17 protein-coding genes and 1 pseudogene are annotated in these 22,016 nt (G+C 37.9%); 8 read left to right on the forward strand and 10 right to left on the reverse strand.

The window, feature by feature from the left end:
* The first annotated feature begins 40 nt into the window (after positions 1-40).
* Positions 41-742, forward strand: coding sequence for a hypothetical protein (locus tag IR173_RS14550; protein WP_237040270.1), 702 nt, complete (start codon positions 41-43; stop codon positions 740-742).
* A 265-nt stretch (positions 743-1,007) separates the two neighbouring features.
* Here the strand turns inward: IR173_RS14550 and IR173_RS14555 are convergent, their stop codons facing one another.
* From IR173_RS14555 to IR173_RS14575, 5 genes are all read right to left on the reverse strand, one after another.
* A complete protein-coding gene (locus IR173_RS14555) occupies positions 1,008-1,604 on the reverse strand; it encodes a non-canonical purine NTP diphosphatase (protein WP_237040271.1) in 597 nt (198 codons plus the stop codon).
* Positions 1,601-3,010, reverse strand: a complete 1,410-nt coding sequence (locus IR173_RS14560; protein WP_237040272.1) for an ABC transporter permease subunit — start codon at positions 3,008-3,010, stop codon at positions 1,601-1,603. The genes IR173_RS14555 and IR173_RS14560 overlap by 4 nt, the downstream gene beginning before the upstream one ends.
* On the reverse strand, positions 2,997-4,610 hold the full coding sequence (locus tag IR173_RS14565; RefSeq protein WP_237040273.1) for an ABC transporter permease: 1,614 nt from the start codon (positions 4,608-4,610) through the stop codon (positions 2,997-2,999). The genes IR173_RS14560 and IR173_RS14565 overlap by 14 nt, the downstream gene beginning before the upstream one ends.
* The gene (locus IR173_RS14570) at positions 4,607-5,320 is read right to left on the reverse strand and encodes an ABC transporter ATP-binding protein (protein ID WP_237040274.1); all 714 of its coding nucleotides are present in this window, start codon (positions 5,318-5,320) and stop codon (positions 4,607-4,609) included. The genes IR173_RS14565 and IR173_RS14570 overlap by 4 nt, the downstream gene beginning before the upstream one ends.
* Before the next feature lie 209 nt (positions 5,321-5,529).
* Positions 5,530-7,839, reverse strand: a complete 2,310-nt coding sequence (locus IR173_RS14575; protein WP_237040275.1) for a TonB-dependent receptor domain-containing protein — start codon at positions 7,837-7,839, stop codon at positions 5,530-5,532.
* Between the two features lie 265 nt (positions 7,840-8,104).
* Here IR173_RS14575 and IR173_RS14580 point away from each other — a divergent pair, with 265 nt between their 5' ends.
* The 7 genes and pseudogenes from IR173_RS14580 to IR173_RS14610 all read left to right on the forward strand — a co-directional run bounded on the left by IR173_RS14580 (position 8,105) and on the right by IR173_RS14610 (position 14,742).
* Positions 8,105-9,343 (forward strand): ATP-binding protein, encoded by a 1,239-nt coding sequence (locus tag IR173_RS14580; RefSeq protein WP_237040276.1) that lies wholly within the window; start codon positions 8,105-8,107, stop codon positions 9,341-9,343.
* A complete protein-coding gene (locus IR173_RS14585) occupies positions 9,340-10,692 on the forward strand; it encodes a sigma-54-dependent transcriptional regulator (RefSeq protein WP_237040277.1) in 1,353 nt (450 codons plus the stop codon). Before IR173_RS14580 ends, IR173_RS14585 begins: the two co-directional genes overlap by 4 nt.
* Before the next feature lie 99 nt (positions 10,693-10,791).
* A pseudogene (locus IR173_RS14590) lies at positions 10,792-10,902 on the forward strand (GNAT family N-acetyltransferase); the annotation flags it as partial.
* Between the two features lie 105 nt (positions 10,903-11,007).
* Positions 11,008-11,391: a BlaI/MecI/CopY family transcriptional regulator gene (locus tag IR173_RS14595; protein WP_117462937.1), complete on the forward strand. Its 384-nt coding sequence runs from the start codon at positions 11,008-11,010 to the stop codon at positions 11,389-11,391.
* Positions 11,392-11,516: 125 nt separating this feature from the next.
* Complete coding sequence (locus IR173_RS14600) at positions 11,517-12,515, forward strand: carboxypeptidase-like regulatory domain-containing protein (RefSeq protein WP_237040278.1); 999 nt, start codon at positions 11,517-11,519, stop codon at positions 12,513-12,515.
* Between the two features lie 7 nt (positions 12,516-12,522).
* Entirely contained in the window at positions 12,523-13,578 is a 1,056-nt protein-coding gene (locus IR173_RS14605) for a 6-bladed beta-propeller (protein ID WP_237040279.1), read from the forward strand.
* Positions 13,579-13,608: 30 nt separating this feature from the next.
* Positions 13,609-14,742 carry a 6-bladed beta-propeller gene (locus IR173_RS14610; protein ID WP_237040280.1) on the forward strand — a complete coding sequence of 378 codons (1,134 nt, stop codon included), beginning with the start codon at positions 13,609-13,611 and terminating at the stop codon, positions 14,740-14,742.
* A 137-nt stretch (positions 14,743-14,879) separates the two neighbouring features.
* Here the strand turns inward: IR173_RS14610 and IR173_RS14615 are convergent, their stop codons facing one another.
* Genes IR173_RS14615 through IR173_RS14635 form a run of 5 tightly spaced genes read right to left on the reverse strand, consistent with a single transcriptional unit; the run spans position 14,880 to position 21,957 of the window.
* Positions 14,880-15,968 (reverse strand): hypothetical protein, encoded by a 1,089-nt coding sequence (locus tag IR173_RS14615; RefSeq protein ID WP_237040281.1) that lies wholly within the window; start codon positions 15,966-15,968, stop codon positions 14,880-14,882.
* Positions 15,965-16,759 carry a hypothetical protein gene (locus IR173_RS14620; RefSeq protein WP_237040282.1) on the reverse strand — a complete coding sequence of 265 codons (795 nt, stop codon included), beginning with the start codon at positions 16,757-16,759 and terminating at the stop codon, positions 15,965-15,967. The genes IR173_RS14615 and IR173_RS14620 overlap by 4 nt, the downstream gene beginning before the upstream one ends.
* Positions 16,756-18,027 carry a methyltransferase domain-containing protein gene (locus tag IR173_RS14625; protein ID WP_237040283.1) on the reverse strand — a complete coding sequence of 424 codons (1,272 nt, stop codon included), beginning with the start codon at positions 18,025-18,027 and terminating at the stop codon, positions 16,756-16,758. Before IR173_RS14625 ends, IR173_RS14620 begins: the two co-directional genes overlap by 4 nt.
* 13 nt (positions 18,028-18,040) lie before the next feature.
* Positions 18,041-18,937 (reverse strand): GP88 family protein, encoded by an 897-nt coding sequence (locus tag IR173_RS14630; protein WP_237040284.1) that lies wholly within the window; start codon positions 18,935-18,937, stop codon positions 18,041-18,043.
* Positions 18,938-18,993: 56 nt separating this feature from the next.
* Positions 18,994-21,957 carry a PL29 family lyase N-terminal domain-containing protein gene (locus tag IR173_RS14635; protein ID WP_237040285.1) on the reverse strand — a complete coding sequence of 988 codons (2,964 nt, stop codon included), beginning with the start codon at positions 21,955-21,957 and terminating at the stop codon, positions 18,994-18,996.
* Between the last annotated feature and the right edge of the window lie 59 nt (positions 21,958-22,016).

Below are 22,016 nucleotides of genomic sequence, written 5' to 3' on the forward strand. Positions count from 1 at the left end.
CGCCAAAATTATTTTTTATGGGAAGTAAAAGAATTATAAAATGAAAATAATACTGTGGAAAAGAATAACACTCCTTTTTAGGAATCGTAGAATGGGAGATTTCGTATGCAATTTTACGGCTGTTGTGCTTGGCATCATCCTTACCTTTATGGGAAGTGACTGGATAGAAAAACGGAATACGCAACGTGATGTGAAAAGTGCGCTTCAGTTAGTAAAAGCAGAATTGAATACTAATAGAAAAGCCATATTAGACGGAAAGAAAAGAATAGAACAAGAAATACGTGCTGCTTATTTTTTACTGAAAAATAAGGATAGTCTTTCGTTTGTATCAAAAGATTCATTGAGTTATTATTCTAATATGCCTTTTCGAACTTCATTTATTACTTTTACTACTGATGCACTGGAACTGATGAAAAGTTCGGCACTTTTTCCACAAATAAAGGATAAGCAATTGGGGTTGAGTATTATTCAGGCTTATGCTTCTATAAAAGCGGCTGATGCGCTATATACCACTTATCAAAATTTGAAAAAAGAACGGAATGACTGGTTGGATGCCAAGCCGGAAGTAAAGCGTTTATATGTTCAAAAACTTTCTGTTGACCAGTTATGGACTCGTTTATCGGCTATTGATGAAGGACGTGACTTGTTGTTTCAAATTCCAAATTTGATGAACCCTGAATCCTTTGATTATCTTATAACTGATATAGATAATACTATAAAAGCTATAGAGAAATATGAATGATTATCAGGTAGGAATTGAAAGAGAAGCAAACAGGTTATAGAACTATAGAGGGTGTGTCGAAACGCTCATAAACTAAAAGGGGTTGTGTCAAAACGTGGATAATGCTGTCGTTTCGTTCGTAGGGGCGAGGTTCGCTCGCCCGAAAACAGTTTGCTTTGTGTCTTCGGGCAGGCAGACCCTGCCCCTACAGCTAACGATTGGATAGGCTGGTTTAGTTTTGACACACTCCCTTCGATAAAAGGGAAGTTTAAAAACACCCTCATATTTATGCTTGCATTGTGAAGAGTGCAAGAAACCGGCAAAGCTTCTCCACCGCCAATGCGCGATGACTGATTTTATTCTTCGTCTCGTTTCCCAGTTCGGCAAACGTTTGCTCATATCCTTGAGGCATAAAGATAGGATCGTATCCGAAACCGGAACCACCGCGTTTTTCTTTGATAATCTCACCTTTTACAATACCTTCGAATAAATGCTTCTTTCCATCCATTATTAAACAAATAACTGTACGGAATTGCGCTTTCCTGTTTTGTACTCCCTGCATATTTTGCAATAATTTCTGCATATTGGCTTCCGCATTATGTCCTTCTCCTCCTGCATAACGGGCAGAGTAAACACCCGGTTCTCCATTTAGTGCCTCTACTTCCAGACCCGTATCGTCGGCAAAACAGTTCAAACCGTAGTGTTCATAAATATACTCAGCTTTCAACATCGAATTACCTTCCAGGGTATCGGCTGTTTCGGGGATATCAACATCGCAATGGATATCTTTTAAGCTCAATAATTCTACTTTCTCTCCTAGAATAGCGGATATTTCATCCAGTTTATGAGCATTGTTTGTAGCAAATACTAATTTTCGTTTCATCTTACATCGTATTTATTGAATGCAAAGATACTGAGAATGAACCAAAATAAGGTGATTCCTGACAGAATAAATATAGCCGGCAAGGAAGATAGCAGTCTATTTGTTATGTTTACTTCGGGTTCTTTATAGACAGGATAGTCCGTTTCCGTGAGTATACGTTGTGTACTGCTGTATCGCTCTTGTGGGTTAAGCCAGTGCGGGCTTTTGGGGTCTTTGGCATCTTCTTCTTCAAACCATTGCATAAAATGAGTGCAAAAATCACTTAAAGCCTTTTGGCTTTTCCGGAAGCGGATGTAGCCACTGTCTAGCCAGTATTCATTCAGTCGGTTGAAGACAATGATGGGTGAACACATTGATAATTGATTTGTTCGCTCATATTGTTGCTCTCCCGCTTGATAAAACTCATTGAGTTTATCCAGTTTGACCTTCAACATGCGACGCATTATATCGGCACGCATTTCGTGTGGCGGATAGAATGGTTCATCTTCTCGGTTTCCCAGTGCAGAAGCCGGAGCATGGTCTATAATCTGTCGTTGCTGCTGTTGATAATCTTGTTGCACTTCTTCCATTGTAGTGGGAAGAGGGAACAGATAACGTGCCATAGGCAACCGGCTGCTGGGGATGATAATGACGCACAACAGCCAGAAAATGATACAGAATAATAAACTATTCCGGGGATGACTGCTAATGGTGGAAGCAAATAATCCGAAAGCGGCGAACAACGAAAGTAATAATAAGGAAGACAGAAAAAATCCACCGCATAAAATCAGGAAGTGTATATTCATTTCAATGCCTGCCAGAATCAGAATCAAGATTCCTATCCCAATGCCCGATAGCAATATAATGCCGGTCTGCATCATTATACATATATATTTTGATAACAATAGCAGGGGGCGTGAAACAGGATAGGTAAGCAGGAAGCCCAAGGTATGAGTCTCCTTCTCCCCCGAAAACGCATTGAAAGAGAATAATAAAGTAATAAAAGTAAGTAAGGTGGTGACAACAAACGACCAACTGAAAGAAACATTGGATTGCATCAACGGATTCTTGACCGAGAATGCGGTGTGGAAATTATGTATTCCAAATGCATTATAGGTAAAGATGGAAGGTAACTGTTGTTCAGAACAAGGGTCTATCAGTGAGGAAAGCCGTGGTTGTAGCAAATATTCCTGTGTAACAGTGGCATAGGTAGTAACCGTCCATCCATGATACTCGTTATAATTTACTTTCCGGTATTGCTCGTATTCACTTTCTGTATTTTGCCATTGACGGACAAAGGCAGTAGTTCCACAGATAAATATGCATAGCATTAATATCCAGGATAAACGGAATCTCAGGCTGCGTCTATTCTTCTTCCATTCTTGTTTTAGCAATATGGTTAGTGTCATCAGTTTATCGGATATCATAACGGACAGCAATTTTTATCGTTGTATAGATTAATATCAAACTTGTTATGCTGAAAAAGAAAAATGCATTCAGACACTCTTTTATCTGTTCACGGATACTTGCCGTTTGCTGTATGAATCGTGGTAATTCTTGTGTATCCAGTTTGGGGCGGTTTTCTATATTTTGAAGGAAATTTATTTTTTCTTCTTCATCCAAACTATCATATTCCCGGCAAACTTCGTCCATTCTTTGTTCAGTCATAAAGTCTTCTTCATTTTGTGTGGTAAAATAGGAATAAGAACTGAACAATTTATTTTCTATGAAATAATTCCATACAGTTTGTCTGTAACTTCGCACTTCATCCATATAGGACAAGTAGTTTTCAGGTGAAGTACGGCATATATGTTGTGCTGTTTCCTGGAAGATCTGTAAGGGGGAGAAGCAGGAAAACCAATAGCGTAGGTGGATTTGTCGTTCCAGTTTATTCAGATAGTCTTTTTGTAATATCCATTTTTGGTCGGCATAATCGAGCCTTATTGGTTCGCTTTCTGCATGGATGCGGCGTATGGCATGAGCAAATGGAATAGTAATGCCCCATTTGTCCATAAATCCGTCTTCTCCCATGTTATTGAAGAGCGTCATTTCAGTCTTTACTTTTTCTTCTTTTGCAATCTTTCTCCTTATTTCTTTTAATTTCTCATAGCGTTCATCATCCAGCGATTTCATTTTTGCTTCTATATTCCGGTACAAAGGAATGGGTGCCATGGTTTCCGCCAAATAACTTGATACGGGGGGAAGAACGAATACCATACCTATCCAAAGCAGGAGGCTGACGGTTAATGCCTGTTCGGAGGTAGAGGCAAGCAAAGAGATAAGTATTCCTATAAGTATGCATACAAAAATGAAACTTAATGTCAGTATGGAAAGCAGTAATATTCCATTCCAGACGGTTCCCGGTAAAGAGATTCCGGCATAAATCAGATAACCGGCACTTATGGCATAACATAATAAGACCGGTGGAATCAAAACGAAACATATTCCTCCTATTTTTCCAAAAAGAAAAGTTAACCGCTTTACAGGATGGCTGAATATCATCCGTAGCATGCCTGTTTCTTTTTCATGTGAAAAAGCATCGTATGAAAATACGAGTGCCAGCAGGGAGAATACAAGTCCTATCATACCGGTGAAGTCGGTATACGAGAAGGTATTTAGAAAAATATTCTCATTGTTTCCTATATCTCCTTGTACTTCTGCTTGTTTATAGCCTATTATGGAATGGTCTTTACCACTGTATGCATACGGCAGCAATGGATAAGTGTTTAATAATATCTGATTATAGGTTCCCATGTTGGGAGTCACTCCCTGGCAAAAGATACTGAGGGCTTCGGTTTGTTTGATGACAAGCGGACGTACTTGTGACCATACATAAGCATTATTCAATGCACTGTCGGCTGTGGCTTGTCTTTGCTCACAAACTGTTTGCCGGGCACAATAGTAATCTGTTCCTGTCAGTAAGGTAAAAGGTAGAAAAAGCAGACAGAGCAGCAGGGTCAGAAAGAAACGTGATGAACGTAGATGCTGCTTGAAGTCTTTCAGTGCGATAAAGTGAATCATGTTCATAGTGGAACCTCCTGCATATAATCCAGATAAATGCGTTCAATATCCTCGTGTATAAATTCTTCGCGACGGCGTAACATTACCATACGTCCTTCTTTCATAATACCGATACGGTCGGCTATCATGCGGGCGCGGAACAAGTCATGGGTGCATAGCAAAATTGATTTTCCTTTTTGTTTCAATAGAAGCAATGTATCCATCAGTTCGGCAGCACTTTTGGGGTCCAATCCGGTAGTGGGTTCATCCATCAGAATATTCGGTGTGTCTTTTTGAAGCACACAAGCCAGTCCTACTTTTTGCCGCATTCCTTTTGAGAAGTATTTCACGCGTTTTTCGAAGTCCGTTTCTTTCAGACCTACGCTTCTCATTAGGTTATAATAGGTCTCTTTTTGGGGATTCTTTCCGTTAAGTCGGGCAAAGAATTCCAGATTTTCCCGTGCTGACAAGTCTTCATAAAGCATTACGTTTTCAGAAATATAGGAGATAAACTGTTTCGCTTCTAATGATTGTTTCACACTGTCTCTTCCCTCTATCAAGGCTTGTCCCGAAGTGGGACGGATGAAATTGAGGAACAGATTGAGTGTGGTTGTTTTTCCGGCACCGTTTGCTCCCAACAGGAAGAAGATTTCTCCTTCTTCTATTTTGAGGTTCAATGCATCGAGTGCCAGACTTCCGTCATCATATCTTTTGGTTAAATCAATGGCTTGCAACATATTGTGTCTATATTGAATGATTCAAAGATAAGAAGGAATTGTTTTTTCTCCTATTTTTTTCTTTTTTTTGTTATCGTTTTGTGGTAGCAACTTATTCTAGAACTTTTGTTGTGCTTTCTTTTTCAGGTGCGGATTACACGAATTTCTCTTTATACTTTCTATGAAATCCGTATAATTCGCATCTAAAATGAGTTGTAGTAAGAGTGTTTTTACAGACGGTTCAACTCCTCATTGGCTGCTCCTGTTCCTCGGTATTTGCTGCGAGTGGAATTAAATTTGTAGCTCACCGTGAGCCGTATATTCCGTGTATCGCTGTAATTCCATTTGTCGAACTGCATACAGTCACCATAGATAATGTAGGAACTGCGTTGTGAGGCAAAGATATCGTTTACACGCAGGTTTACATTCATACGGTCATTCATAAAGGTTTTGTTCAAACTGACGTTTACTCCTTGATTGGGTTTCATCAGCATAATGCTTGAGTTGCCTTTACTTCTATAGAACAGGGTCAGGTTTCCTGTAAATGTCTTGCTGAATCGGAAATAGTTATCCAATCGGCTATTGAAAATAGGACGGTTGAAATGTTTCAAGTTTCCCATTGTTATGTTCTTGAAAAACTGCTGCTGCATTTGCAGGCTGAGAGAAGGTTCCCAAATACCGAATTTGGGAGAAAGTACCAATCCTGTGTTCAATGCTTCTATCTTGTCGAAATTCTCACGGGTAAACAGGGTGATGGCAGGGTTTTTGTCATAGGATTCGGCCACAAATTCTATGGCGTCACGGCGTTGCTGGTAGCTGACAAAAAGCTGTATCCACTGGTAACTGCCCATCAACGTAAGGTCGTGGATGGTTTCGGGTTTCAAATTAGGGTTACCCCCTTCGTAGGTAAAACGGTCATCGTATTGCAAATTACTGCTTAGCTCGTTATAAGACGGACGGCGTGTCTTGGCTGTATAACTTAATGAGAGCTGTGTTTCTCCTACAGGCAGGGCAAAAGAAATATTCGGGAACAAGTTGTCATAGTCCCGGCTTTGTTCCTCTATGCGTTTCCCTTTGTTCAAGTATTCGGAAGTGACATGTTCAAAACGGAATCCTGCTGATGCTTGCAGTTTGCCCAAAGCGATGGCAAATTCAGCGAATCCCGCCACCTTGTCTTCTTTGATTTCATTATCTGTTTCGGGCAGGTAATTCTGCGGGTTTTCATAACGGTTCAGACGACGTGTATGACTGTATTCAGCTCCGGCTTTCAGTTCTCCTTTCCCGATGGGGTGTGTAAGGACAAGTTTAGCGGCATATAGGCGGTTGTCATTCAGGTTACTGGCAGTGACGTGGCGGTCTTCGTATTCTTCACTGATTTCCAGCACATTTTGATATTGGCGTGTTTCTCCACTATAATAATCGGCGTTGAAGTTAATTCCTAGCTTTCCGATGTTGCCCAGATAATAAGTGTTGATACGGTGAGAAAAATCATTGTTATTCCAATCGTAATTATAATGTTGTTTATCATAGAATGAGCCGTCAGCTATGATTTCGTAATCGGAAGTCATTTTTAGATTGCTTTTAGGCGAACGGTTGAAAGTATATCGTGCCCCTAGAGAATGGTTGCTGTTTACCATATAGTTGAATCCGCCCTCGGTGTTGATATAATGGCTTTTGGCATTCATGTCCATTTCAGATTGATGCTGCCAAATGGTATCTACTTCTATATAATGCTTGTCTCTTTGTTCCTGATAGTTACCCATACGCGAATAGTAGATATTGGCGAACAAATCCAGTCCCCCATGGCGGTAATTCATGTTCAGTTGTTCAGAGTGATTGAAGTTGTGGTCTTGGATGACACTGGCATTGATGTTAGTACTGAATCCTTCTCCTTTCGGTTTCACAGTCTTTATTTTTATGACTGATTTTACGGTAACATCATATTCGGCTCCCGGGTTGGTGATAACTTCTACGCTTTGTATGTCTTTAGAACTCAAACGTTCCAGTTCACTGAGGTCACGGAGTTGGCGTCCGTTCAGATAAATTAGCGGAGTACCTTTTCCAAAGACGGTGAATTGGCCATTGTCACCTTGTACAAAAGGGATATGGCCCAGTACGTCATTAGCTGTTCCAGCAGTACTTAGCAAGGAATTGGAAACATTGGTGACAAGTGCGTTTCCTTTCATTTTATAAGTAGGACGGCGGGCAGTAACTACAGCTTCTTGCAACAGGATTGCATCGGATTTCAGAGTTAGGGTACCGATATTTCCCGATTGACACTTCTTATAGATTGTTTTATATCCTACGGAGGAAGCTTTTAGAATATAAGTTTTTTCATTCACCTTGTTTAATATGAAATTTCCGTCAGTATTAGTGATAGTTCCTTGTACAAAGCTGGAATCAGCTGGGTTTAACAATATAATGTTGGCATATTCCAACGGCACATTAGTTTCGTCTATTAATTTTCCGGTAATGGTTTGTGCTTGTGTGGTGGCTATTCCTGTCAGCAGCAGAGCTAGAAGTAATTTTATCGCTTTCATATTTTATTGATATTATTGGTTATTCATGTTGGGTGGGTAACAAATTACCCAATGATTCTTTATTTCTTTTCTATTTACTATATAAAATACAATTCTCGTGCCAAAATGGAAGATGTATTGATAATCAAACGGTTACTATGAAAAGCTAATGGAAGGGTATATTGAGTTTGAGAAAATGATTACCCAATTGTGAGTAAATAGTTACTCATTTTATATCATTTTTTATTTTAAAACAATATCTTTGTGAGTATAAATAGAACCTATTATGTTTCATCTTTTTCCTACCACTCATTCTGTTGAATTAAAACAACTTTTGTCGGAGTTCAATCGTTCGCTTATGTTGATTGTTGATAAACAGTTATTAATCAGTAACTTTTTATCGAAGGTTAATCAAATAACTCCTGTACAGGGTGTTTTTCTTTTTCTTCCTGACGAGAATACGGAGAAATATAAAATGCAGGGATTAGAAGACAAGAATATTTCCTATTTTATGGGAAGAGGAAAATTGGTGAATTGGTTGGCTGTGAATGAACGTCCGTTGATTGTTTCGAAAAGCTCCTCTCTCCTCTCCTATTTTTCTGAGGAGGAGCGAAAATTGCTGGCCCAGCTGAATGCGGAATTAGTCTATCCATTGAATGTGATGAACCGAATTAGTGGTATTCTGGTAATGGGGAAAAAGATGAATGGAAAAGAATTTGATAAGAAAGAGCTGGAATTACTTTCTTTGTTATTGGGACAGGCCGCTTTTGCCATTGAACATGCCTCGCTTTATGAAATTCAACGGAATCGCTTGAAACGGATGTACCGCACAGACCGTTTGGCTGTATTGGGAGAACTGGCGGCCGGCGCAGCACACGAAATAAAAAATCCGCTTACTTCTATCCGCAGCACTATTCAATATTTGAGTAATGACTTTGATGTTGAGAGTGAAAAAGGGCAGATGATGCATGAGTTATTGAATGAAACAGAACGTATTAACAAGATTGTGCAAGGTTTGCTCTCTTTTGCTCGTCCATCTGAGTTAAATTCTATGGAAGTCAACCTGGAACAGCTTATTAACCAGACTTTGTTACTTGTTAACAACACGTTGAGAAAGCAGCAGATAGAAGTGGAATTTGAATATTTCACCGAACAGACTACCATTATGGGAGATGCGGAGCAACTAAAACAGGTATGTCTGAATATTATTCTGAATGCGGTGGAAGCAATGAAGGAAAATGACGACTCCCATCCCCGAACTTTATATATAAGTATGGAAGAAGGTGCCCTGATTGATGTCCGCAGTCGTTATCTGTTGATTTCATTTGAGGATACGGGAAAAGGAATTGATGGGGAAAATATTGAGAATGTATTCAATCCCTTCTTCACAACCAAAGAAGAAGGAACAGGACTGGGACTTGCCATCTGTTACGGTATTATCAACCGACATAAGGGAGAGCTGGAAGTCCGTAGTACTCTAGGAAAAGGAACTTGTTTTACGATTAAACTCCCCCAACATATATGAAAGGAAAGGTATTGATAGCGGATGATGAACCGCGTATACGGAAGATAATGACTCTTTTATTATCGCAGGAAGGATATGAAGTCAAGTCGGTAGAGAACGGTAAAGAGGCTGTTGCCGAAGCTACTTTGTTTAATCCTGATGTAATTCTTCTGGACCAGCAAATGCCGATAATGAATGGAACGGAAGCCTTGGATAAAATACGACTCATGCGTCCTAATCAGGTTATGATGTTGGTAACAGCTTTCGGCACTATTTCGTTGGCGGTGGATGCTGTAAAAAAAGGAGCGTATGATTTTATAGAAAAACCTTTTGATAATGATGATTTGCTGTTGAAAGTGAAGCGTGCTGTGGAACACAGTCGTCTGAAAGGAGAGATTCATCAATTAAAGAAGCGTTTGGGAGAGGGAGAACGTCCGATTATCGGTAGCGAAGGCGGACTCCGAATGGTAATGGAACAAGTAAACCGCGTGGCAAGGACTGAAGCTACCGTGTTTATTCATGGAGAAAGCGGAACCGGAAAAGAGTTAGTTGCCCGTGCGGTGCATGTACGCAGCAAACGGAGTGAAAGGCCTTTTATAGCAATCAACTGTGGTGCTATTCCTCTTTCTTTGATAGAAAATGAATTGTTCGGACACGAAAAAGGGGCTTTTACCGATGCTAAAGAAGCCCAGCCGGGTATCTTTGAACAAGCAGAAGGAGGAACACTTTTTCTGGATGAGATTGGTGAATTGCCGATGGATGCGCAAGTGAAACTTCTTCGTGTACTGGAAGAGAGGAAAGTGACTCGTATCGGGGGAACAAAACAAATTCCGGTTAATGTGCGTATTGTAGCCGCTACCAATCGTAATTTGGAAGAAGAAGTGAAACAAGGCAATTTCCGGCTGGATTTGTTGTATCGGCTGAATGTATTTACATTAGAACTTCCACCCCTGAGGGAACGTAAAGAAGATATTCCTTTATTGACTGATTTCTTTATCCGCAAGCACAATGAGGCATTAAATCTGTCAGTGAAAAGTATTACTCCGGCAGCGATGGATAAACTTTGTATTTATGACTGGCCGGGAAATATCCGTGATTTGGAAAATGCCATTCAGAGTGCCATGATTCTTAGTCTGGAGGGAACGATTGATGTGCAGCAGCTTCCTGTGCGTATCAAAGGGTATGAGCAAAATGATATCCCTTTATCTTTAGGTGATAATAATGATATCCGTGAAGTGAATGCCCAAGTAGAAAAGGAGTTGATACAAGAGACATTAAGAAAGTTTGCCGGAAACCGTACACTTACGGCTGAGGCTTTGAATATTAGCCGGAAGACTTTATTCAACAAAATGAAAAAATACGGATTATAATAGAATTGATAATATAATTTATATAGAAACACCCTGCTTGGTATTGCGCGATTGAAAAGAAGACGATATTCCATTTTTTTTGTGTGAATAAACAATGATGAACGGGTAATGCAAAAAATAGGGATGCGTTTTGTGAAGGAGTTCAATCATCCGTTGGTAAAGTACGACCTTCCGCTATGTAAACATGTCTTATATGTAATGACACTCTAAACAAACTTATAAATATAGTTAATTAATGGCTCTTTTTCGCCTTTAAATGATAATGACTAAAAATTTAGTCATATATTTAGTTCGTACTTATCAATCTAATAAGTTATGGAACTAACAAAGGCAGAAGAACAAATATTGCATTATTTATGGAAGTTGGAGGAAGCTACCGTACAGGATATACTTTCGTGTATGGATGATGCAGGAAAACCTTCGCGCACTACCGTATCCACTATTATTCGTATTCTTGAAAACAAAGGAGCGGTCAGTCATAAACCGGGTACAGGGCGCGGTTACATTTATTATCCTTTGGTTAAAAAAGAAGAGTACTCCCGCAAACAGCTTTTTGGCTTTATCAGCCGTTATTTTGATAACTCCTTTTCATCCTTGGCTTCTTTTTTTGCCAAAGAAAGTAATATGACGGCAGAAGAGTTGGATGTACTGTTGGAAGAAACCAGACGGAAATTGGAAAATGAAAAAGGGAAGGAGTAATTATGTGGATGTTACTCTTAAAAATTTGTTTGCTGACCACCCTTTTTTATAGTTTATATCATTGGGCATTGCGTGGAAATACCTTTTTCAGATTTAATCGGGTATATCTTTTAGCGGGAATGTTTATGGCTTTAGCACTGCCTTTTGTCCCTCTATATTATGCTGTGCCAACGGTGAGTGAGGCTGATTTGCCGGAAACGGCTTTTCGGATTGGCAATATCATCAGTATAGAAATGAAAGTCAATGAATCTGTCAATTTCAGTCAGATAGGCTGTTTCGTTTATATTTCGGGACTTATTGTACTTTTGTTATCTCGTATGTGGACTGTTTTCCGGTTGTTTCGATGTATTCGCAACGGTTCGAAAGAAGTTTTTTGCGGTATTGTTTCGATAGAGACACCGATGGTTCAATCTTCTTTCTCTTTCCTTCGTTATATAGTGCTTCCACAAGGGATGAAAGAAGCGGATAAAAATGTAATTCTTGCACACGAAGAGACTCATATTCGCCAATGGCATTGCGTTGATTTATTGTTGGGAGATATTTTTTGTATCATACAGTGGTTCAACCCTACTGCTTGGCTGTATAAACGTGACTTGGTGGAAAACCATGAGTTTTTGGCGGATAGTAATGCCGGGAATGTGGCGGGAATGGATGTTTATAAGGAGACACTTACCCGATATTGGTTATATGGAACCATGAAAAGTTTGGTTAATCCGTTTGCATATTCTACCCGATTAATGCGTCTTTCCATGTTGAAAAAGCCTTCTTCTCACGGCATACAAAAATATTGGACAGTAGCTCTTGTTCCTTTATTATTGCTGTATGTCTGGATATTTGCAGTTCCGGTATCGAGTGCAGAGGCTACAGATTTTCAGCAGGTGACAGTAATAGGAAAGATTACGGATGAAACTGGACAGGAAATAGTGGCTGCCTCTGTATTTGTTCCTCAAAAATCATTTGGAACGATTAGTGATATCAATGGCAACTATCAGTTGTCAGTTGGAAAAAGGGATACGGTTTATATTTCGGCAGCCGGTTATGAAAAACAAAAAGTATGTGTATCCGATTATGCAGTAGAAAATGGTGAGCTAATGATTGACGTGCTTTTACAATCTCTAAAATAGTTATGTTATGAAACAGTGTCTATTATTATTTACTTTTTTATATGTGATTTTGCCATCTTTTTCACAGCAGAAAATTGATATATTGGGCAATGCAGGAAAAGAACAGGAAATCAAATTGAGTGAGGTAGCCAAAAGTGTTCGGGTAATTCCACTGGAAACAACCAAGGAATGTCTATTGGGTATTGATTTGAAAATATATTATGGTAAAGAATATATTTTTGTATGTGACCAAAAACAACCGGGAGCTTTTTATCGGTTCTCAAAAGATGGAAAGTTTCTCAATAAGATAGGCTGTTCAGGCGAAGGACCGGAAGAGTATATCCGTTCTCTTTCCTTTTCAGTAGATGAAGGTAAAAAAGAGTTCTGGGTGATTGACAGTAGTGGAAATAAGTTTGTCATTTACTCGTATGATGGGAAATTTATGCGTAAAATTCCTATTCATAATGCTTATACCTATCAAGTGTTGTTGAGAGAAAATGATATTATTTATGCTAATAATCTGTTTTATTATAGTCAAAAAAATTACGAACTATTGAGAGCTTCCCGTCGGGATGGAAAATTAATACAACGAGTACGTTCTACTGTTCCGGAAGATTATAAAATCAGATTATTATTGAGAGAACCTTTGCTATATACTTATCAAAATGAGGTATATTATAAAAATCCGTTGAAGAATGTAATTTGTGTATTGCGTGATGGTTTACAGCAATATAGAAAATACGAATTGAATATAGGGATAGCGGATAATGAAAATCGGGATGACTATTTTAATCCCAAAAAGAACCGAAATATGATAGATATAGCCGGTATACATGAAACAGAAGATTTCCTGTTATTTTTTTATGGTTATAAAGAGAAAGCTTATTGGATGCTGTGTTCCAAGCAAGACTGGATGTGCAAGGCTGGTAATTATGAAAATTGTTTTACGGATGATCTTTCTCCTAGTGAAGAAAAGTTTGTCTGTCGTCCGTTTACTTCTACTACTCAGCGTCATCTGATATCAATACGCGAAGATAAGGAAGGAGATGCTAACCCGACTCTGTTGGTAGCGGAATTAAAATGAAGGACATTATTAATCTAATATAAAATGAATATGAAGTATCTGTTTTCTTTCTTATGCTTGTGTTGTGCTTTGTCGGTTTCAGCTCAAAAACCTGTGATTATTAATTTGGCAAAAGCCATCAGTGAATCTCCTAAAGAGATAATGCTAAGCGAGTTGGCTTCGGATATCAGGTATGTGCCTTTGGAGACGACCGATGATTGTCTAATGAATAATGAGTTCTACATCATGCAGTATACAGGTGAAGATATTATTACAAGTGGCATTTTCCATTTTGATAAGAATGGAAAGTTTCTCAATAAAATTGGAAATAAAGGTCAGGGTCCGGAAGAATATTTGCAGGGCTTATTTGCTTTTGGCGATTGGAAAAACAAGTTATTATATGTTCAGAACTGGACTACCTTGACTTGTTATGGATTTGATGGAAAGTTTGTGAAGAGTATTCCTACACCCCAATTAAATATGGGAGCAGCCGGATTGTTCGACGAGAATCATATTTTGTATAGTAATGACATTTATTATGCTGACAAGGCGAATCCGATACAGTTATATATGGTCGACAGTCAGAGTGGCAAAACAGTAAGTAAGTGGCGCGGCCATTTAGAGGAGAACAAAAAATACGGTATGATTTTGACTTCTCGTGATTTCATGTATAATTATGATAATAGTTTGTTCTATAAACCGGCATTGGAGAATGTGATATTTAAGATTATCTCACCTAAAAAACGTCAGTTAGCTTATAAATTCGATTGTTCCGGTAAAGATATTGACGTATCGGCTGATGAAGTTGATCCAAAGAAAAGATTTCAGTTCTTATCGGTCTATTGGGCTAAGGAAACAAATCAATATTTGTTTGTCAGTTATGGAATGAAGAATATTTCTCGTTTGGGAATATATGATAAAGAGAAGAAAACCTTTACTAATGTTACTATTAAAGACAATCTGGCCGGTGGCTATGATATCCATCCTGCATGGACAAGTGATGACAATCATTTATTGATGGTCTATTATGCCGGTGGACTCCTGCAAGATAAAGAAAAGCGTCATTCAACCGGTCTTTTGCCTGAGAGGAAAAAGGAATTGGATGGGTTGCTGAAAAATATAAAAGAGGACGACAATCCGGTCGTCATTGTAGTGACTTTGAAACCTAAGAAAGACAATAAATAGTAGTAAACGAGGTGCCAATTACGTTGAAGTTTTGGCATCTCCTTTATTGTGGAGATGGGGTTAATACATACTGTCCATTCTCCACAGCTTATCCTTCAGTAATTTGTTTAAAAAAAGTTCGATAATTAAAATATAAATCAGATGTCCTTAAAATGTTCTGAGAAATATTTGTTACAATATTTGCATGTATATCCACAAAGTTCATTTGCACAATCATGCTCAAGATTATCAAACCAAAAATCAATGAAAGTGTCTAGTTTTCTGTTATCTATAAATATAGGATATTGGTAATCTAATTCATTACTCTCATTTGCAATGGTTTCTAAAGGTTTCCATAAAGACAATAAATTACCGGACCAACGTTCGCGAATATACGCCTCAATAACTGCTAAAAGATACTTTGTTGTTCCTGTCCTACCAGTAATCTTGAAGGAATTAATGCCTATATGTTCATACTTGTACAAATCTTCAGGACGGATAAACGAGCTTTTCAGCCAAGTTAGGGCAGACTTTCGCATCAATATACAACGAGACATGGGGTATCCGTCCAGTAATTTATCGTCTTCTTTATCTTCATTTTCTGAATGGGATATATAACAACTATCTCTATAAATGCAATGAGTAGAGCTTATTCCGTCCATTGTGCTACTATTACAGAATTCATTTGCAAGCAAGGCTAGTTCTATGCCTTCGTCAATGCAATACTTACTAAGATTCTTTAAAAATTTTATAGATCTGTTTTTTAATAGGCTACCATATAGTTTGCTAATGTGATATCTCTCATGCAAAATCTTCAATTGAGAGACTGTGTCAAGATGCATAACTGTACTGAGAGCTATTTTTACAGGTATATTCGCCTCCCTTATTATCTCTGCCATAATAGGGTGTGATATTGTTATCATATCTATACCTATGTCTAATAAAAACTTGATTCGTTCTTGAATATTTTTCTTTCTCTTTATAATTTCTCTCTTACTACCGATATATGGTGCATTCATTGTATAATTAAAGGTTACCCCTATACTTCTGACATCGCTGACATAATGTTCCAAAGTAGTGTCATCAATGGAAGTCAGACGGTATTTGGGCCTAGCGGTAAGCCAATGATAATTTTGATCAGAGCCATAAAGTTCTCCGATTTGTACTCGGGAGGAAATGCTATTCAGCAATGGAATAGAGGCAAGAAGCTCCGGATCAAAATTACATCCAACGTTTAGTTTTATCATTTATTCAAAGTTATAATTTTAGGGAAACCATGTCTGCTCCACAACCATAGTGGGGTATGAATATCAATTGGGAAAATGTTGGTATCTTTCAATATTTCAAACCAGATCTTACCAACTAATTCACTTAACCGAGAATTATCTTTTTCCCGAGGATTTAATATACCTAATCTAAAAGTAGCTTGTATAACATGAGTATCAGGAGCCACATTGATGCAATATCTATTGCGTAATTTTGCCGAGGTGTAATTACTCATGACATAAAGCCAATAGTTACAAATCTTATTACCGCTTAAATATGGAAAATCCTTTTTCCTGTCCTCTTGAATTATTTTTTTTATTTGCATTACATCACCACCTGTTTCACGAAATAGATTTCGGATATCACCATCATATTGTTCACTGATTGTCCCACAGATTCTTCTCCATATATCCACATGTTTATTAGGTTGCAACGCTATTTTGAATGACACAAGAATATCTTTCAATTCAGTTGGACTAAAGTTAATGGCTTCTTTAGGTATAAAAATCTTCCTTGCCGTTTCATCATTATAAGCATTATTGGCAGCGGGCCATAAATAATAAGAATTACGCTGATAGTTCAGAGCCATTGGCAATGTAAAATAATGATAGTTGTCAGCGCAGTCTTTATCCAAACCTGGATTGGCATCTTCGGGCATAAACTCCCCTCCTAGCAACCCTTTGTTATACATCAGCAGTAAATTTGTGATGTTCTCAAGTATTTGTTCTTTTGTGGCAGGACACCAATCATCTTCTTCAAAAAGATTATTCATTTTGAACATATTAAGGCATTCAATATTATAAGATTATATATATCAACCGCTTTTTTTTGAGCGGCTGTACTAATTGCAAGACTGATTCTCTCATTAGAGAATCTGTTCATAGCAAGTTCCGTACTATAAATGATTCGGAAACCAGTATTGACAAGCATTTTGCAGAGTTCTTCTAATGAATAGGTAAATGAAAAAACTTCTGCGTAAGACTTATTATTCAATAAGAATTTTGTTTTATTCGCATTGTTTTTTTCTCTTATGCAGGAAGACCATTCTGAAGATGGAATCGTGAAAATTAATCTTCCTTCTGTTTTTAATATCCGATAAATTTCTGATAATGAGGCTGGATATAAAAATGGATCGGCCAAAGATGCTATGACTAGGTCAAAGAAGTCGGAAGGAAAACAGGTATTTCTGATGCTGCCAACAATATTTTTCCCATTATTAGAGCCTGAACGCTTCATCATATTCTCGGACACATCAATCGAATAGTAATCAATTTCTGGAAAGTGAAAATTAGCTAACAACCAATTCTGTCCGGGTCCAATTTCTAAAACTTTATCCCCTGTTTGAATATAATTATTTATGGCATACTCAAAAAATGGGATACTTGCAGTATGAAAATTATGAGTAGTAATCCGCTTGTCATCTGTAAATTCAGATGCTATGATATTATACCCTTTTCGGTTGAGAAAGTCAATCTGAGATGGGAGTGGAAATTTTTCACAAAAGCTAAGCAGTGAGTTTAAAGCTTTATGTAGTTCCAAGGCTAACACCTCTATATTATTTGTTCTGTCATTCTTGATTATTATATCAAAAAGAGAAAGATCTAGGGAAAAATAAAATTCTTCATCCGCATTCATTCTTTCGCTTTCTTTGGTTACTTTGCCTTCAATTAAAACGGTAATAACTTTAGTATATTTTTTCTTTATTTTATTAAAATTGGTGGGGTGGACTTCTTTTATAGCGATTTTTTTCTCTAAGAACACTTGATTGATTGAAGCTGTTGAAATTCCATATAGATTTCCATAAACTTCGTCTATCGTAATAAAACAGTTCGAAGCAGATAAACTGCTAAATGATTCCAAGGTAACAAACTGATATTCTTCGGCAGATTCACCCTTCCGGCGAGATCTTGTTGTATACGAAATCGGTCTTTGGTATTTTTCAGGAAAAAGTTCTATTAATTTATTTATAATAGATGTTTTTCCTATTTGGCTTCTGCCGCCTACCAACACTAAAAAATTCTTATTTGTCAAATCATCCATAATCAATATATACTCAATGTAATAGAAAAATAATATCTTTACTTGTTTTTTTCATACAAAAACCGCAAGAAGCACAATTAGGAGTCAGGCATAGTTGTTCTGGACATATAAAGTATTCTTCAGTGAAATGACTATAAAGCAGGTTATCTAAATCAGGGCATACAATACTTTTTCTCCATTTCTCTATAGGTGGTGATATCACCATATTTTTATCATATGATGCGAATAAGTTTACATTAGAAAGAATTTGAAGTCCATCAAAATGTATTATAAACTCTTTAATAATCCATGATCGAGTATATCCCCAAAAACTCACATCTTCATTCTCTTCTATTATACTCTTCCAAAAGTTAATATAGGATGTAGAATAAAAGTCACCTGATGAATGTAATCTTACAGCACAAGGTTTAGATGCATTTGTTAGTTGTTCATTTATTTTTGCTTTAAGTTTTTCCGGTACATTTTCTACTTGCCACAAATTTATTTGCCATTCTTTTAAAGGATATTTTTCGGATTCCTGACATAGATTATAGCAATAAGAAGAGCACCATTGAGTTGCTCCTGGACATGTTTGAACAGGTGGTAAATTCCATACAAAGATAGTTTTATAAAGACTTCCTGTAGTGCCGGTCTTATTATTTCCTGGACTTAACCCCTTTATAACACTCTCGTTTGCATTTGGTAAAGGCATATCTTTGCGAAGATTAAAATAAAATCTCCGTTGTAAAATTTCATTTTCCTGTGGAATGGTACGTTTCGTTTTCATAAGAAAAACATGGATATAAGTTAGACCAACTTCTATAAAAAAAACAGTAATGATACCTTTATGATGCAAATAAAAAGCGGGGAAAGAACCGCCCGTTGCCGGATGCGCTTTCTTTCCCCGCTTGAAAGAGTTTATAATTTCCACTTTGGGTAGAAGCTGCTTCTCACGAAGGGGAAGCAAGCTTTTACTTTATAGGTTGATTATTTTGTGCTCAAAGTAACATTGAAGGTGCGAACCATCTTCATACCCCACTTATCAAGCACTGTCATCTTAACAGGTAATTCTACTTTACCGCTAGGAATATCTTCGCTCAATTCTGCTCTAGCTGTAATCACGTAGTCATAAAGTATTCCACTATCAAGAGATTTAGAAGCAATAGTTGCATATTTATCAGCGACTTCTTTATTTACGAATTCAACTGTAACTGAAACAACATTAGGTTCTACTTTCGCTTTGTCGTCAGCAACAACGATTTCAGTGCCAGCTTGTGCTTCTGTAGTAACTACGAAGTTAATCTTGCCTTTATATTCGTTGAATACAGCAACAGCAGCTTTATGTTCAGGGGCAACTTCTTTATTTTTACCATTCTCTTTGATAGCAGAACCATCAACATTGTAATATTCCTGAGCTATCGTCCAAATCTCATTCCAATTTGCCTTTGTAATATAATACTTCTTAGTTGGAGTTGCACTGGTAGCGTCTGCCAACTCGTCAGCGGTAAATCCAAACAGCAACATGTCTGTATTCTTAGGAGCTTCAATGAAGTTCTTGCCAGAAAGTACCTTGTCGTCATCCTGAGCCAAAGCAGTACCGTTAACATCTGCAGGTTGGCTATAGTCAAGAACTTCATCAACAGCACCCTCAGTTATTTTCTTCACACCCTGGAACAGGTTGTAAGTCTTACCTCTGTTAGAACCGGCTGCATAAGTTGCACTGGTAATATTAGAAGCGATACTGATTGCATTTTTCTTAGCATCAGAAGTGAATACTGCAGACATGTCTTTCAACTTGATAGCAGCTGTAGGATCTTCATCGTAGATTTCACTCAATACGCGAGCATCGAATTCCATCTCTTCTTTATTCTTATCATTACCAAACAAGATGTACTCTACTTTGAAGTGACGAGTCTTGTACAGTTTCTGTTCCTTCACGTTATTGTAGTTGTAATCAACAATGCTTAATGTTTTACCATCAGCAGCAATCCATGATGGGTCTTCGTCTGTAGCACTCATATCAGTGAACGTCAATTTAGTAGCAACTTCTTCGCCAGCAGCATCCTTCTTAATAACGAATCCACTCTTCATGGTGTAAGTGATAATATCACTCGGAGTACCTGTAATCTGCAGTACACCATCTTTTACCATAGCTTCTGCCAAACTGATTTCAGCAGTATCAGGGTTCTGAACTTTAAACGCAGCCTCAGCAGCATAGATAACGGCATTACCAGACTTAGCTTCCAGACGAATTGTGTATTCACGAGGTACATAATCTTTAGAATTCAAAGTGAATCCGAAGGTTACAGCCTTCTTATAGTCTGCAGTTACAGCACCATCCTTATCGTAAGCAACTATATCATAAGTTATAAAGTTCTTAGTTTCACCATCTTCTTCATCAACATAAGTCAACTTCATTGTCTTAGTTGCTTTTAAGAACTGGTCTAACTGAACAGAAGAGAAGCCCAAGTCAGCAATATTCCATCTAACGTTTTGCTTATAATCATCTTTGCTGCTTAATGTCACTGTCTTATCAGCCAATGTACCCTTAGCATCAATTTCCTGACCAATAGTCAAAGCAGTAGTAGCTTCCGCAACAGTACCGTTCAGACCAAGTGCAGTCAATTTCAGATCTACAGTTATAGAAGTTTGATCAGCAGGCATATTACCAATCATCAACTTGCTACCTTCAATTGTAATCTGATATTTTTCAACTTGAATGGGTTCAGTAGCTTCAAGGATAAATTTACCGTTCATGCCATGTTCTACCTTGAAAACAGATTTACCCTCTTCATTTTTAGCAAATACATCAATAGCGTCTGCATTATCCACATTGGTAAGTTCAGGAGTTATACTTACCTTGTCATTATCCTCAATAGAAAGTTGATATGCAAATCCTGTTTTAACAACAGTACCTTTTTCATTCTTTATAATCAAAGAATGAGGTTTGCTAAATCCTACATATTTATCACCTTTCTTATTCAAAGCAGGTTCTACGCTCAAAGTCCAGAAACCATCTTCTGCATTAACAGCAGCTCTAGTGGTAATTTTACCCGATTCATCTACATCAGAATTTGCAGGCATACCCTTTACCGGATTAGACAGTGTGGCTTCAGAGATTTCACCCTTAATGTTTTGCAAAGCAAATGTAAATTTATCAGTGATTTCCACATTTGCAGGAGTTACCAAAATAGGCAAATTACCTCCTTGCTTAAACAATTGACCTTTCTTATAATCAGCTATTTCAGGGAATTCTTTTGTCAGTTTAGCCAACATTTCTTTGTCTGCTTTCGTAGTAACGAGAGTCCAATTGGCCTGTTCAAATTTAACATCAACAGCACTACCCGGAGCAGCTACTACAAATGAGTCAGAAGTAGCGGGCAAAGTAACATCCTGGAATGCACCTGTTTCGTCAGCGATATGCAGAACGTAAACACCGTCTTTCTTCACAACATAAGCACCAGTACTCTGAGCAGAGATTTCAGTAGTCTTTTCTACGAATTCGCCTTTGTCAGCATCCCATTCGTAAACTACCCAGAAACCGTCAGCACTGATTTTAGGAGAAGGAGCAGTTGCGCCTGCCTTGCCATCCTCTCCGTCTTTGGCAACAGCCTGAGAAGCGGTCTTTTCGCCGTCCTTATACCAGAAGCCGTCTTCGCCGATAGTCCATTCAGTACCGTTCTTTCCGTCTGCACCCTTGATGCCTGTAATAGAGGTGGTAGTACCGTCGCTCATGGTTACAGAGAAACCGTTTTCAATAGAAGAGATATTGGTTACCCATTTCCCTTCTCCCACCAGTTTCTGCAAAGCTGCAATCGCATCCTTGTTAGAATTAATTTGTTCCTGCAAGTCCTTGATGTCATCATCATAGTCTTTACAAGACACAAATGTTCCTGTTGACGAAACCATTAAGGCTCCGAACAGGATTGCACTTAAAAACTTTTTGTTCATAATAGAAAAACTTTAAATTTATAAATTTAAAAAACTAAAATTGGTTATACATATTCTAT

It is taken from the genome of Phocaeicola faecalis (assembly GCF_021730445.1).
In the GTDB taxonomy this organism is placed as follows: Bacteria; Bacteroidota; Bacteroidia; order Bacteroidales; family Bacteroidaceae; genus Phocaeicola; species Phocaeicola faecalis.